15 protein-coding genes are annotated in these 12177 nt (G+C 65.6%); 9 read left to right on the forward strand and 6 right to left on the reverse strand.

Going from position 1 to position 12177, the window contains the following annotated elements:
* Nucleotides 1–58: 58 nt before the first annotated feature.
* Complete coding sequence (modA, locus tag AC6CIG_RS14390; RefSeq protein WP_127709183.1) at nt 59–844, reverse strand: molybdate ABC transporter substrate-binding protein; 786 nt, start codon at nt 842–844, stop codon at nt 59–61.
* Nucleotides 845–1046: 202 nt separating this feature from the next.
* Here modA and ung point away from each other — a divergent pair, with 202 nt between their 5' ends.
* The 6 genes from ung to AC6CIG_RS14420 all read left to right on the forward strand — a co-directional run bounded on the left by ung (nt 1047) and on the right by AC6CIG_RS14420 (nt 6367).
* Nucleotides 1047–1772, forward strand: a complete 726-nt coding sequence (ung, locus tag AC6CIG_RS14395) for a uracil-DNA glycosylase (RefSeq protein WP_018096646.1) — start codon at nt 1047–1049, stop codon at nt 1770–1772.
* A gap of 167 nt (nt 1773–1939) precedes the next feature.
* The gene (gene cobF, locus AC6CIG_RS14400) at nt 1940–2710 is read left to right on the forward strand and encodes a precorrin-6A synthase (deacetylating) (RefSeq protein ID WP_127709181.1); all 771 of its coding nucleotides are present in this window, start codon (nt 1940–1942) and stop codon (nt 2708–2710) included.
* 123 nt (nt 2711–2833) lie between these two features.
* Nucleotides 2834–4201 carry a precorrin-3B synthase gene (cobG, locus tag AC6CIG_RS14405; RefSeq protein ID WP_498322851.1) on the forward strand — a complete coding sequence of 456 codons (1368 nt, stop codon included), beginning with the start codon at nt 2834–2836 and terminating at the stop codon, nt 4199–4201.
* A 2-nt stretch (nt 4202–4203) separates the two neighbouring features.
* Nucleotides 4204–4836 carry a precorrin-8X methylmutase gene (locus AC6CIG_RS14410; protein ID WP_018096649.1) on the forward strand — a complete coding sequence of 211 codons (633 nt, stop codon included), beginning with the start codon at nt 4204–4206 and terminating at the stop codon, nt 4834–4836.
* Nucleotides 4833–5606, forward strand: a complete 774-nt coding sequence (locus AC6CIG_RS14415; protein WP_018096650.1) for a precorrin-2 C(20)-methyltransferase — start codon at nt 4833–4835, stop codon at nt 5604–5606. Before AC6CIG_RS14410 ends, AC6CIG_RS14415 begins: the two co-directional genes overlap by 4 nt.
* Nucleotides 5603–6367: a precorrin-3B C(17)-methyltransferase gene (locus AC6CIG_RS14420; protein WP_100672853.1), complete on the forward strand. Its 765-nt coding sequence runs from the start codon at nt 5603–5605 to the stop codon at nt 6365–6367. The genes AC6CIG_RS14415 and AC6CIG_RS14420 overlap by 4 nt, the downstream gene beginning before the upstream one ends.
* Here AC6CIG_RS14420 and AC6CIG_RS14425 read toward each other — a convergent pair.
* Nucleotides 6331–7131: a cobalt-precorrin-6A reductase gene (locus tag AC6CIG_RS14425; protein ID WP_127709177.1), complete on the reverse strand. Its 801-nt coding sequence runs from the start codon at nt 7129–7131 to the stop codon at nt 6331–6333. The genes AC6CIG_RS14420 and AC6CIG_RS14425 overlap by 37 nt on opposite strands.
* Here AC6CIG_RS14425 and cbiE point away from each other — a divergent pair.
* Both cbiE and cobM read left to right on the forward strand, forming a co-directional pair.
* Nucleotides 7109–8341 carry a precorrin-6y C5,15-methyltransferase (decarboxylating) subunit CbiE gene (cbiE, locus tag AC6CIG_RS14430; protein ID WP_164866802.1) on the forward strand — a complete coding sequence of 411 codons (1233 nt, stop codon included), beginning with the start codon at nt 7109–7111 and terminating at the stop codon, nt 8339–8341. The two genes, AC6CIG_RS14425 and cbiE, sit on opposite strands and share 23 nt — an antisense overlap.
* A gap of 38 nt (nt 8342–8379) precedes the next feature.
* A complete protein-coding gene (cobM, locus tag AC6CIG_RS14435; RefSeq protein ID WP_127709173.1) occupies nt 8380–9138 on the forward strand; it encodes a precorrin-4 C(11)-methyltransferase in 759 nt (252 codons plus the stop codon).
* A 77-nt stretch (nt 9139–9215) separates the two neighbouring features.
* Here cobM and AC6CIG_RS14440 read toward each other — a convergent pair whose 3' ends face one another.
* Complete coding sequence (locus AC6CIG_RS14440; protein ID WP_018096655.1) at nt 9216–10148, reverse strand: LysR family transcriptional regulator; 933 nt, start codon at nt 10146–10148, stop codon at nt 9216–9218.
* A 90-nt stretch (nt 10149–10238) separates the two neighbouring features.
* Here AC6CIG_RS14440 and AC6CIG_RS14445 point away from each other — a divergent pair, with 90 nt between their 5' ends.
* Nucleotides 10239–11051 (forward strand): NAD(P)H-dependent oxidoreductase, encoded by an 813-nt coding sequence (locus AC6CIG_RS14445; RefSeq protein ID WP_127709171.1) that lies wholly within the window; start codon nt 10239–10241, stop codon nt 11049–11051.
* On the opposite strand, the gene mnhG is transcribed toward AC6CIG_RS14445, so the two are convergent.
* Genes mnhG through AC6CIG_RS14460 form a run of 3 tightly spaced genes read right to left on the reverse strand, consistent with a single transcriptional unit; the run spans nt 11052 to nt 12177 of the window.
* On the reverse strand, nt 11052–11417 hold the full coding sequence (gene mnhG / locus AC6CIG_RS14450) for a monovalent cation/H(+) antiporter subunit G (protein WP_018096657.1): 366 nt from the start codon (nt 11415–11417) through the stop codon (nt 11052–11054).
* On the reverse strand, nt 11414–11695 hold the full coding sequence (locus AC6CIG_RS14455; RefSeq protein WP_003528834.1) for a K+/H+ antiporter subunit F: 282 nt from the start codon (nt 11693–11695) through the stop codon (nt 11414–11416). The genes mnhG and AC6CIG_RS14455 overlap by 4 nt, the downstream gene beginning before the upstream one ends.
* Nucleotides 11692–12177 (reverse strand): Na+/H+ antiporter subunit E, encoded by a 486-nt coding sequence (locus AC6CIG_RS14460; RefSeq protein ID WP_018096658.1) that lies wholly within the window; start codon nt 12175–12177, stop codon nt 11692–11694. The genes AC6CIG_RS14455 and AC6CIG_RS14460 overlap by 4 nt, the downstream gene beginning before the upstream one ends.

Raw genomic sequence — 12177 nt, forward strand, 5'->3', positions numbered from 1 at the left:
AGTCCAAGCTCGTACTCCCGTTCCTGATGCGCCGTGTCGTGCAATCATTCGGCAAGTTCTATTCCAGAACGGTGAAGCCCTCGGCCTGGAAAAGCGCCGCCGCCGTCGGCGAGCGGACGAATTCGAGGTAGGCGGCGGCATCGGCGTTCCTGCTGTCCGCGGTGATCGCGATCGGGTAGATAATTGGGGGGTGGCTGTCCTCGGGGAAGGTGCCGACCACTTTCACATTGGCGTCCGCTGCAGCGTCGGTTCGGTAGACGATGCCGTAGGGCGCCTCGCCACGTGACACGAGGAGGAGGGCGGCGCGCGCGCTTTCGGCGCCGGCGACCTTTCCGGCAACGTTCGGCCACAGCCCGAGCTTTTCCAGCGCGGCCTTGCCATACTTGCCGGCAGGGACGGATTCCACGGCTCCCATGGCCAATCGTCCGTCGCCGAGAAGACCGGCAAGGTCGAGACCCGGCTCGATCTCGACAGCCCGGGCATCCGACTTGCCGGAGACGAGGACGATACGATTGCCGAGCAGGTTGGAGCGCGTGCCGGCCTTGATCAGCTTCTTGTCTGCGAGGTAATCCATCCAGGCGAGGTCGGCCGAGATGAACACATCGGCGGGCGCGCCCTGTTCGATCTGTTTCGCCAGTGCCGAACTCGCCGCATAGGAAACGGTGGCTTCCTTGCCGGTCTGTTTGAGCCATTCGCCGTTGATCGCATCGAGTGCATTCTTGAGACTCGCCGCGGCGAACACGGTGACCTTCTCCGCCGCCTGAGCCGGTGCAAAGGTCGTTCCCGCCAGAACCACGCCGAGCACCAGTGACACGCCCTTGAGCCAATCTCTTCTCGTTGTCACACCCAAGTCTCCCGGTTCGTGATATTTCCCAAGATATAGCGCTCCGGTATTTTGGTTACCGCTATATTCGTGGAAATACAATGCGGCCGTTGCGCTGTAGTCAAAATCGGTGAACCGATGGGGCGGAGACGACGCGAGCGCTTGCGATAGGCGCTCATGCGTCTAAATTCCGGAACGAGACCCAAGGAGGTGGACGATCCACATGGACGCGACGATCAGGCTGGAAGAAAGCTGGAAAGCCGTTCTGGGCGGGGAATTCCGCCACGGTTACATGGCCGAGCTCAAGCGGTTCCTGCTGGAGGAAAAGCAGCAGGGTCGGCAGATTTTTCCGAGGGGCGTCGAATATTTCCGTGCGCTCGATCTGACCCCGCTCGACAGGGTACGCGTCGTCATCCTCGGCCAGGACCCCTATCATGGCGACGGGCAGGCGCATGGGCTCTGCTTCAGCGTTCGTCCGGGCGTGCGCACGCCGCCCTCTCTCGTCAACATCTACAAGGAATTGCAGGAAGACCTCGGCATTCCGCCGGCGCGCCACGGCTTCCTCGAAAGCTGGGCGCGCCAGGGCGTGCTGCTTCTGAACAGCGTGCTGACCGTCGAACGCGGCCGCGCGGCTTCGCATCAGGGCAAGGGCTGGGAGCGCTTCACCGACGCCGTAATCCGGGCGGTCAACGAGCAGGCGCAGCCTGTCGTCTTCATGCTCTGGGGCTCCTACGCACAACGCAAGGCCGCTTTTGTCGATCGTTCGCGTCATCTCGTGCTCACCGCACCGCATCCGTCACCCTTATCGGCCCATGCGGGGTTCTTCGGCTGCCGGCATTTCTCCAAGGCGAATGCGTTTTTGACGTCCAAGGGGCTGGATCCGATCGATTGGCGGTTGCCGGAAGATCCCCCTTTGGCCGTCGAGCGGCAGCTGGCGCCGAACTGCTGACGCGGCCGTAGCGCTTGCCGTCGCGAATGGGCCTTGCACCTGCCGCGGCGATCCGTCAAAGACTGGCCCGATAATGCGGGCGGGACTGGCCCGATTATGCGGGTGTGACTGACGCGATTATGCGGGTGGGATTGCCCGACTATGCGGGTGGCGCAATGGGAGACGGCATGCGACACGTCCTGATCATCGGTATCGGTGCCGGCAACCCCGAGCACATGACGGTTCAGGCGATCAATGCGCTGAATCGGGCCGATGTGCTCTTCATCCCGACCAAAGGGGAGAAAAAGACCGAGCTGGCCGAGCTGCGCCGCGCGATATGCGCCCGCTACGTGACGCGGGCCGGCAGCCGCACCGTCGAATTCGCGGTGCCCGTCCGCCGCACCGAAGGCCGCAGCTACGTGGAAAGCGTGGACGAGTGGCATGCGGGCATCGCCGCCGCCTACGAGGCGCTGCTGGAGAGCGAGCTCGCGGAAGGCCAGACCGGCGCCTTCCTCGTCTGGGGCGATCCGATGCTCTATGACAGCACGATCCGCATCGTGGAACGGGTGAAGTCGGGTGGCCGGGTCGCCTTCGGCTACGACGTCATTCCGGGCATTACCAGCCTGCAGGCGCTCTGTGCCAGCCATCGCATCCCGTTGAACCTCGTCGGCAAGCCGGTGGAAATCACCACTGGCCGGCGGCTCGCCGAAAGTTTTCCGCACAAAAGCGAGACGGCCGTCGTCATGCTCGACGGCGAGCAGGCGTTCCGGAAGATCGAGGATCCGGACGCCGAGATCTATTGGGGGGCCTATCTCGGCACGCCCGACGAGATCGTCATTTCAGGGCGCCTCGCCGAGGTGAAAGAGCGGATTCTCGAAGCGCGGGCCGCGGCGCGCGAGCGGATGGGCTGGATCATGGATATTTATCTGCTCCGCAAGGGCGCCGATTTCGAAGAGTAATCGGGCGTTGCCCTGCTCTCGGCGGCAGATCTTTGATCTCTCTCGACGCTCCCCCTGTGATATAGGCTCGATCGATCAGGCGTGCCGGGTTGGCTCGCAGATACCGAAGGATTACCGAGACGAATGAAAAGCTGCGCCGCCCCACGAGCCGACCGATCTGCGACCGGCGCATCGATGCGCCGCGGGAGCTGTCCTTCGCTGGCGGCGCCGATGCAGACCGGGGACGGCCTGCTCGTGCGGCTGCGACCGGCAGGCGACGGCCTGACGCCGGCCGAGATGAGGGCGATTGCCGGTGCGGCTGCGACATGCGGCAGCGGGATCATTGAGGTCACGGCGCGCGGCAACCTGCAGATCCGCGGCCTGACGCCGGAAAGCGTTCCGGCGCTCGCCGAAGCGATCGGGGCGGCGGAGATAGCCATTGCCGAAGGGGTGGCGATCGAGACGCCGCCGCTTGCCGGATTCGACCCGGACGAAGTCGCCGATCCTCGCCCGCTCGCCCGCGCGCTGCGCATAGCGATCTCCGGCGCGGGTGAGGCGCTCAGGCTCGCGCCGAAACTTTCGATCGTCGTGGATGGAGGCGGCCGCTTCCACCTGGGAAGCCTGACCGCCGACCTGCGTGTCTCTGCGTTCGAGCATGAGGACGGCGTGCGATGGCTGCTTTCGCTCGGCGGGACGGCGCGCTCGGCAAAGCCCGTCGCGCTCTTGGAATCGAACGAAATCGTCCCTATCGTTCTCGAAATCCTGGGAGATCTCGCTGCACTCGGCCCCGCTACCCGCGCCCGCGACCTTGATGCCGATCTTCTTCGGCGGCGCGCGGCGGCCGGCGATGCCCTGCCGCGCGCGGACGGTCCCGCTTTTTCGCCGCCACCGGCGGGCATTCACCACTTCGGCGGCGCCGGCACCGTGCTCGGCGTCGGCCTGGCCTTCGCGCAAACCGATGCGGGCAGTCTCGTCGCATTCCTCAGACAGGCGGAGGAACTCGGCGCAAACGAGATACGCTTGGCACCCCCGCGCGGTCTGTTCGTCCTCGGTCTCTCGGGCGAAACGGCGGCCGTCGTGCAACGCCTTGCCTGCTCGCACGGCTTTCTGGTCGCCTCCGACGATCCGCGCAATCACATAGCCGCCTGCGCAGGCCTCGCCTGCGCCTCGGCGCGAATGGACACAAAGGCGACGGCGAGGCTGTTGGTCGAATCCGCGCCGGATCTCCTCGACGGTTCGGTGACGGTGCATCTCTCCGGCTGTCCCAAGGGTTGCGCCAGACCCACGGTGTCGCCGCTGACGCTCGTCGGTGCGCCATCAGGATATGCGCTTGTCGTAAATGGCACTGCTTCCGTCGCGTCGAGTGCCTACAGGGATGAAAACGGAATAGGATCTGCGTTCGGCGCGCTGAACGCGCTCGTGCGGGAAAACAAAGACGCTGGCGAATCGGCGCTGTCCTGTCTTACACGGCTCGGGACCGCGCGCATCGCCGCCGCGTTTGAACAGGGATAGAAATGCCTGATTACGATTACATCCGCGATGGCAACGCCATCTATGAGCGTTCCTTCGCGATCATCCGCGCGGAAGCCGATCTTTCCGGATTTTCGGAGGAAGAAGCCGATCTCGCCATACGCATGGTGCATGCCTGCGGATCGGTCGAGGCGGTGCGACAATTCGTGTTCTCGCCCGGCTTCGTCTCCGCCGCGCGCGCGGCGCTGAAAGACGGCGCGCCGATCTTCTGCGACGCCGAAATGGTCGCCCATGGCGTGACGCGCGCCCGGCTGCCCGCCGGCAACGAGGTGATCTGCACGCTTCGCGATGCGCGTACCGCGGAGATCGCCACCGAGATCGGCAATACGCGTTCCGCAGCGGCGCTGAAGCTCTGGGGCGAGCGGATGGCTGGCTCCGTGGTAGCGATCGGCAATGCGCCGACCGCGCTCTTCTATCTGCTCGAAATGCTGCGCGACGGCGCGCCGAAGCCGGCGGCGATCCTCGGAATGCCCGTCGGTTTCGTCGGTGCGGCCGAATCGAAGGACGCGCTTGCCGAAAATTCCTATGGCGTTCCCTTTGCGATCGTTCGCGGCCGTCTGGGCGGCAGTGCGATGACCGCCGCCGCGCTGAATTCTCTCGCGAGGCCGGGTCTGTGAGCGGCGTGGAATCAGGCCGGCTTATCGGCGTCGGAACGGGTCCCGGCGATCCTGAACTCCTGACCGTAAAGGCCGTCCGGGCACTCGGCGAAGCGGATGTCGTCGCCTATTTCGCCAAGGCCGGACGCAACGGCAACGGCCGCGCGGTGGTGGAAGGTCTTTTGAAGCCGGACATGACCGAATTGCCGCTCTACTACCCGGTGACGACCGAGATCGACAAGGATCACGACGCCTATAAGCGCCAGATCACCGATTTCTACGACGCCTCGGCCGAGGTCGTCGCGGCGCATCTCCTCGCCGGACGGACGGTCGCGGTGCTGAGCGAGGGCGATCCGCTTTTCTACGGTTCCTACATGCACCTTCATGTGCGGCTTGCCGGCCGCTTCCCGGCCGAGGTCATTCCGGGCATCACCGCAATGTCGGGCTGCTGGTCGCTCGCAGGTCTGCCGCTGGTGCAGGGCGACGACGTGCTTTCGGTTCTCCCCGGCACGATGGGCGAGGGCGAGCTTCAGCGCCGCCTCGCCGACACGCAAGCCGCGGTCATCATGAAGGTCGGTCGCAACTTGCCGAAGATCCGCCGGGCGCTGGCGGCGGCAGGCCGGCTCGAGGCGGCCGTCTATGTCGAGCGCGGCACCATGAGGAATGCGGCGATGGTTCCGCTCGGCGAGAAGCCCGACGACGAGGCGCCCTATTTCTCGCTGGTGCTCGTCCCTGGCTGGAAGGACAGGCCCGGCCGGAAGGAAAGGCCCGGATCGGAGGGCAGCGCATGACCGGAAAGCTCTTCATCGTCGGCACCGGCCCCGGCAATCCGGCGCAAATGACGCCCGAGGCCGAGGATGCGATTGCGGTCGCGACCGAGTTCTTCGGCTACGGCCCCTATCTCGATCGCCTGCATCTTCGGGCGGATCAACGGCGCATCGCTTCGGACAACCGCGAGGAACTGGACCGTGCCCGGGCAGCACTCGCGCGCGCCGCAGCCGGGGCAGATGTCTGCGTCGTCTCCGGCGGCGATCCCGGCATCTTCGCGATGGCGGCCGCCGTCTGCGAGGCGATCGACAAGGGACCGCAGGAATGGCGTGAGGTCGATCTCACGATCACGCCCGGCGTCACCGCGATGCTCGCAGTCGCAGCCCGGATCGGGGCACCGCTCGGACACGATTTCTGCGCCATGTCGCTTTCCGACAACCTGAAGCCGTGGGATGTCATCACCAGACGACTGAGGCTTGCCGCCGAAGCGGGGCTCGTCATCGCGCTCTACAATCCGATCAGCAAGGCGCGTCCCTGGCAGCTCGGCGAGGCCTTCGAGGTTCTTCGGCAGGTGCTGCCGGCCCGCGTTCCGGTTATCTTCGGCCGCGCCGCCGGCCGGGCGGACGAGCGCATCGCGGTCATGCCGCTCGGTGAGGCCGACCCCGACCGCGCCGACATGGCGACCTGCGTGATCATCGGTTCGCCGGAGACGCGCACTATCGCCCGCGAGGGTAAGCACGACCTCGTCTACACGCCGCGGTCCTTCACCGGAGAAAGCCATTGATGGATGCGTTCGAGCGCCTCGTCGCAGTCGCCGACCGATTGAACGTCGGCAGGCTTGTGGCGCTCGACCATCACCACCTCGATCCTGAGGTGACGCGCCGCCGCTATCTTGCCGTAGGTGGCCGCACCGCCGCTGTTCTTGGCGACGATGACGTCGATCCCGTGGCGTTCGAGCAGTTCTGTTTCGTCGGTCTGCGCAAAGGGGCCGGAGGCGAGGATGGCGGTGACATCCGGCAGATCGAGCGGCGGCATCACCGGATCGACGCTGCGCACGACGTAGCTGTGCTGCGGCGCCTTCTCGAAATGGTAAGCCTCCTGCCGGCCGATTGCCAGCAAGACGCGGCGCGGTTCCTCGCCCAATGCGGACACCGCTTCCGCGACGCTTCCGACGCAGGTCCATCGATCGCCGGGCTCTGCCGCCCAGGCGGGGCGGCGGAGCGCAATGAGCGGCGTTCCGGTCATCTTGGCCGCTGCGGCGGCGTTGAGCGAGATGCGGGCGGCGAAGGGGTGCGTCGCATCGATCAGCAGGGCGATATTTCGTTCGCGCAGAAAGGCGGCAAGCCCTTCGGCGCCGCCGAAGCCGCCGATGCGCGTCGGAAGCGGCTGCGGGCGGGGATCGGCGGTACGGCCGGCAAGCGAGATCGCCGTATCGTAATGCGGTTCGCAGACCAGGCGCTCTGCGAGCTGCCGCGCCTCGGTCGTTCCACCCAGGATCAGAATGCGAGGTCTGCCCGTGGCTGACATGTCGAACAGTGGCTCGGCCATCGTCGCTCCCTGGCTCATCGTGATCGGTATCGGAGAAGACGGTGTAGCCGGTCTCGGCGACGAGGCCAAGCGCCTGATAAAGGCAGCTCCCGTGGTCTTCGGCGGGGCCCGCCATTTGGAACTCGCCGCGCCGCTGATCGGCGGCGAACGCCATAGCTGGCAGAGCCCGTTTGAAAAGGCGGTGGAGGCGATCGTCGCCCGCCGCGGCAGCCCTGTCGTTGTGCTCGCCTCCGGCGATCCGTTTCTTTACGGCGTCGGCGCCACGCTGGCGCGCCGCGTCGATGCCGCGGAAATGCGCACCATCCCCGCGCCGTCCGCCTTCAGCCTCGCCGCTTCCCGGCTGGGCTGGCCGCTGCAGGAGGTCGCGACCGTTTCGCTGCACGGCCGTCCGCTCGATCTCATACGGCCGCATTTTCAGCCGGGCGCGCGCGTTCTGGCGCTGACCTCGGACGAGAACGGGCCGAAAGCGCTTGCCGGGCTGCTTGCAGGAAGCGGATTCGGTCAGTCACGGCTTACGGTTCTCGAAGCGCTCGGCGGCGCAAGCGAGCGTGTCTCCCGCCACCTCGCTTCCGGCTTCGCGATGGAGGAACTCGACGCTCTGAACGTCTGCGCACTTGAGGTGGTGGCCGATGCCGATGCACGCGTTCTGACGCTTGCCAGCGGCCTGGACGACCGGTTTTTCGAGCATGACGGCCAGATCACCAAGCGGGAGGTGCGGGCGCTGACGCTCTCGGCACTCGCGCCGCGCAAGGGCGAACTCCTCTGGGACATCGGCGCCGGCTCAGGCTCGATCGCGATCGAATGGATGCTTGCCGATCCGGCGATGCGCGCCGTCGCCATAGAGGCGTCGTCCGAACGGGCTGCGCGGATCGGCCGCAATGCCGCCCGCTTCGGCGTTCCGGGGCTTGTGGTCGCCGAAGGGCAGGCGCCGGAGGCGCTGCGCGGCCTTCCGCAGCCGGACGCGATCTTCATCGGCGGCGGCGGCAGCCAGCCCGGGGTGATGGAGGCGGCGATTGCGGCGCTCGCGCCCGGCGGACGTCTCGTCGCCAATGCCGTGACGACGGAGATGGAAGCGGTGCTGCTCGACCGACACGCGCGGTTCGGCGGCTCGCTGATGCGGATCGACATCGCCCGGGCCTCGCCCGTCGGCGCCATGACGGGCTGGCGGCCGGCGATGCCGGTCACGCAATGGTCGTGGATCAAGGCGTGAGCCGATCTACGAGCCATGCTTTTTCGAGAGGACAGATCATGACGGTTCATTTCATCGGCGCAGGCCCGGGCGCGGCAGATCTCATCACGATCAGGGGCAGGGACCTGATCGGCCGCTGCCCCGTCTGCCTCTACGCCGGTTCGATCGTATCGCCCGAGCTCTTGCAATATTGCCCGCCGGGCGCTCGCATTATCGATACGGCGCCGATGTCGCTCGACGAGATCGAGGCGGAATATGTCCGCGCTGCCGAAGCCGGCGAGGATGTCGCCCGGCTGCATTCCGGCGATCTCTCCGTCTGGAGCGCGGTGGCAGAACAGATCCGCCGGCTGGAGAAGAATGGGATCGCCTACACGCTGACCCCGGGCGTCCCCGCCTTCGCTGCCGCTGCCGCGACGCTCGGCCGCGAGCTGACGATCCCGGCGGTCGCGCAGAGTCTGGTGCTGACCCGCGTCTCGGGTCGTGCCTCGCCCATGCCGAACAGCGAGACGCTCGCCGCCTTCGGCGCCACCGGTTCGACGCTTGCGATCCATCTTGCGATTCACGCGCTCGGTCAGGTGGTCGAGGAGCTGACGCCGCTTTACGGCGCCGACTGCCCGGTCGCGATCGTGGCCAAGGCCTCCTGGCCGGACGAACGCGTCGTCCGCGGCACGCTCGGCGATATCGCGGCCAGGGTCGCGGCGGACCCGATCGAACGCACCGCGCTGATCTTCGTCGGACCGGGCCTGGAGGCATCGGATTTCCGCGAAAGCTCGCTCTACGACCCGGCCTATCAGCGCCGCTTCCGCGGGCGCGATTGAACGGGCGGGCATCGTTCAAAGTGTTACAGCGAGCTTTCCTGATAAGACACGCGGCGCCGCAGAAAAGCGCCGGCTGATCATTGCCCGTTCGGCGAACGGTCCATTCCCGGAAGCTTGCCGATCTCATTTGCGAGGAAGTCGATGAGAAGGCGGACCCGGGAGATGCCGGCGCGTTCCGGTACGACCAGCACGTTGAGCGGCACGGAAGGAAGCGAATAGTCGGGCAGCACGACCTCGATCCTTCCCGACTCCAGAAGATCGCCGACAAGCCATCGATGCGCAGGCGCGATGCCGCGTCCGGAGACGAGCGCTTCGCGTGCGGCGAGGCCATGGTCCACTCTCAAGCGACCGCCGAAGGGAACGGCGTGGTACCTCCCATCCCGCCCCTGCAGGGCGAGGGTTTCGCTGCCTGCCACATTCGACATCCGGATGCCTTCGTGTCCGATGAGCTCCTGTGGAGTGGCCGGTCTTCCTCGCTTCGCCAGGTAGGCCGGCGCTGCCACCAGCAGCCGTCGGCTTTGGCCAAGCGCCTTCATCCGCATCGAACTGTCGGTAAGAGGCCCCAGGCGGAGCGCCACATCAATTCCCTCCCGCACGAGGTCGATCCGCTCATCGGTAAGGCTCAAATCGACGCCGATATTCGGATAGGCGTCCTGAAATTCGAAGATAAGCCGGCTTACATGCAGCACACCGAAAGCCGCCGTGCAGGAGATGCGGATCGTGCCGGCGTGGGCGCCGCGCGTAACGCGCACCTCGTCGCTGGCCTGTTCCACCAGGCGCAGGATCTCGACGCTTCGAGCATAGTAGCGGCTGCCTTCGTCGGTCATCGTGACGCGCCGGGTGGTCCTGCTCAGCAAAGGCGCGCCGACGGCCTCCTCGAGTTCGCGCAGATGCCGCGTCACGGTGGATTGGCCGATGCCGAGCTCTCGCGCCACTGCCGACAAGCTGCCCCGTTCCGAGACGCGAACGAAGGTGCGTATCCGTTCGAGGGTGACGTCCGATTTATCCATTATATGGCTCAATCATATCCATTCCAAACATATAGTGGAATACTCATGCTCCGGCTACAGTGAGGCGACCTACTAACAGGAGAATGATCCATGAAAATTCTGCTCGTCTTTGCCCACCCTGAATCGCGTTCGCTCAACGGAGCGCTCCGCGACGTCGCCGTCGAGGAGCTCATGACCCAAGGTCACGAAGTGCGGATCTCTGACCTCTATGCCGACGGCTGGAAGTCCGAAGTCGGTCACGCCGATTTCCCCCTTTTGCCGCCGGATGCGCGGCTGGTGCCGGTCGCGGCGTCCAAGAAAGCCTTCGAAACCGGTGCTTTGACGGAAGATGTAAGGGCGGAGATCGACAAGCTGCTGTGGGCCGACGTTCTGATCCTCCAATTCCCGCTCTGGTGGTTTTCCATGCCGGCCATTCTCAAGGGCTGGGTCGATCGGGTGTTCGCCTACGGCTTCGCCTATGGCGTCGGCGAACATAGCGACAAGCGCTGGGGCGACCGCTATGGCGAAGGCAGCCTGGCAGGCAAACGCGCGATGCTGATCGTCACCGCCGGGGGTTGGGAAGAGCACTATTCGGCCCGCGGGGTGAACGGACCGATCGACGACCTTCTGTTCCCGATCAATCACGGTATCCTCTATTATCCCGGCTACGACGTGCTTCCTCCCTTCGTGGCTTATCGCGCCGATCGCCTCGACGAAGCCGGATTCACTGAGGCCGCTGAGGGGCTTCGGGAAAGGATGCGGACGATCGGGACCGTCTCACCCATTCCATATAGGCAGCAAAATGGCGGAGACTATCTCATTCCAAGCATGCAGCTCCGCCCCGGACTGAGAGATCAGACTGCGTCCGGTTTTGCGCTTCACCTGGATGAGACGCCGGAGGCGCTTCGTCAGGCGGGCGAGTAGCTATTCTTCACCCGGTGCGGGTTTCTGCTTGCGCGGCACGCCCTGCCTTTCCTCGAAGCGGTCGCGGTAGAGGGTCGCTTGGCCAAGCAGCATCAGGGTCACGGGCGTCGTCACCGTCACGAAGAAGATGATGAGAACTTCGTGGAATACCCAGCGGCTCTGCAGGACGGCGAAGCAGAGGATGGACGCGAGGCAGAGGAGGATGGTGCCGCCGCTGGTCGCGATCGTCGGGGCGTGCAGGCGCGCGTAGAAATCGGGCAGGCGCAGGAGCCCGAGCGATCCGATCAGGGTGGTCGCGGCGCCGATAAGCATCAGCCCGCAGACGAGCAGCGCCGCCCATGGCGGAAGGTCGGTCAGATGGCTCATTCGATCACCTCGCCGCGCATGAGGAATTTTGCCAACGCGATGGACGAGGCGAAGCCGATCACTGCGATGATCAGCGCCGTTTCGAAATAGACCGTGTTCGCCGTACGGATACCGAAGGTGATGAGCATCAGCATCGCATTGATGTAGAGCGTGTCGAGACCGAGAATGCGGTCCTGGGCCCTCGGTCCTCTGGCCATGCGGTAGAGCGCGAAGGCCATGGCGAGCGCAAGCATGGTCTGCGCGACGAGCACGGACCAGACGACGGCAAGCTCCATCATTCGAATATCTCCTTCAAATCGGCCGCATAGCGCGTGATCGTTTCCCGCCACAGGTCCTCGTTTTCGATGTCGAGCACGTGGAAGAGCAGGATCTTCCGGCGACGGTCATATTCGAGCCATGCGGTGCCCGGCGTCGCCGTGACGACGCAGGCGAGCAGCGCCAGGGCGTTCTCGTCGGCGAGATCGAGGCTGACCGTCATGAAGCCCGCATTCACCGGACGCCTGCCTGCGCGCAGGATGATGAGCGTGACGGCGATATTCGAGCGGATGACGTCGCCGACGACGCGCAGGATGAATCCGGCGATCCTGCTCCAGCGGTGGAGACGCGAGCGGGCGGGATGCAGGTTGAGCGTCACCCATGCGAGAACCGTGCTGACCACCAGGCCGAGGACGATCGAGCCCGGCGTCACGGACTGGCTCAGAAGCAGCCACATGAGGAGGAGCGCGATCGAGAGCAGCGGGTAGGGGAACCAGGTACGCAT

It is taken from the genome of Sinorhizobium sp. GQ132 (assembly GCF_059758575.1).

Bases quoted from the DNA above. Each gene is read 5' to 3' on its own strand.
- AC6CIG_RS14455 (WP_003528834.1), bottom strand. From the start codon at position 11,695: ATGATGGAGCTTGCCGTCGTCTGGTCCGTGCTCGTCGCGCAGACCATG.
- AC6CIG_RS14420 (WP_100672853.1), top strand. From the start codon at position 5,603: ATGACCGGAAAGCTCTTCATCGTCGGCACCGGCCCCGGCAATCCGGCG.
- cbiE (WP_164866802.1), top strand. From the start codon at position 7,109: ATGTCGAACAGTGGCTCGGCCATCGTCGCTCCCTGGCTCATCGTGATC.
- AC6CIG_RS14460 (WP_018096658.1), bottom strand. From the start codon at position 12,177: ATGCGTACCTGGTTCCCCTACCCGCTGCTCTCGATCGCGCTCCTCCTC.
- AC6CIG_RS14440 (WP_018096655.1), bottom strand. From the start codon at position 10,148: ATGGATAAATCGGACGTCACCCTCGAACGGATACGCACCTTCGTTCGC.
- AC6CIG_RS14425 (WP_127709177.1), bottom strand. From the start codon at position 7,131: ATGGCCGAGCCACTGTTCGACATGTCAGCCACGGGCAGACCTCGCATT.
- AC6CIG_RS14445 (WP_127709171.1), top strand. From the start codon at position 10,239: ATGAAAATTCTGCTCGTCTTTGCCCACCCTGAATCGCGTTCGCTCAAC.
- cobG (WP_498322851.1), top strand. From the start codon at position 2,834: ATGAAAAGCTGCGCCGCCCCACGAGCCGACCGATCTGCGACCGGCGCA.
- AC6CIG_RS14410 (WP_018096649.1), top strand. From the start codon at position 4,204: ATGCCTGATTACGATTACATCCGCGATGGCAACGCCATCTATGAGCGT.
- ung (WP_018096646.1), top strand. From the start codon at position 1,047: ATGGACGCGACGATCAGGCTGGAAGAAAGCTGGAAAGCCGTTCTGGGC.
- cobF (WP_127709181.1), top strand. From the start codon at position 1,940: ATGCGACACGTCCTGATCATCGGTATCGGTGCCGGCAACCCCGAGCAC.
- cobM (WP_127709173.1), top strand. From the start codon at position 8,380: ATGACGGTTCATTTCATCGGCGCAGGCCCGGGCGCGGCAGATCTCATC.
- mnhG (WP_018096657.1), bottom strand. From the start codon at position 11,417: ATGAGCCATCTGACCGACCTTCCGCCATGGGCGGCGCTGCTCGTCTGC.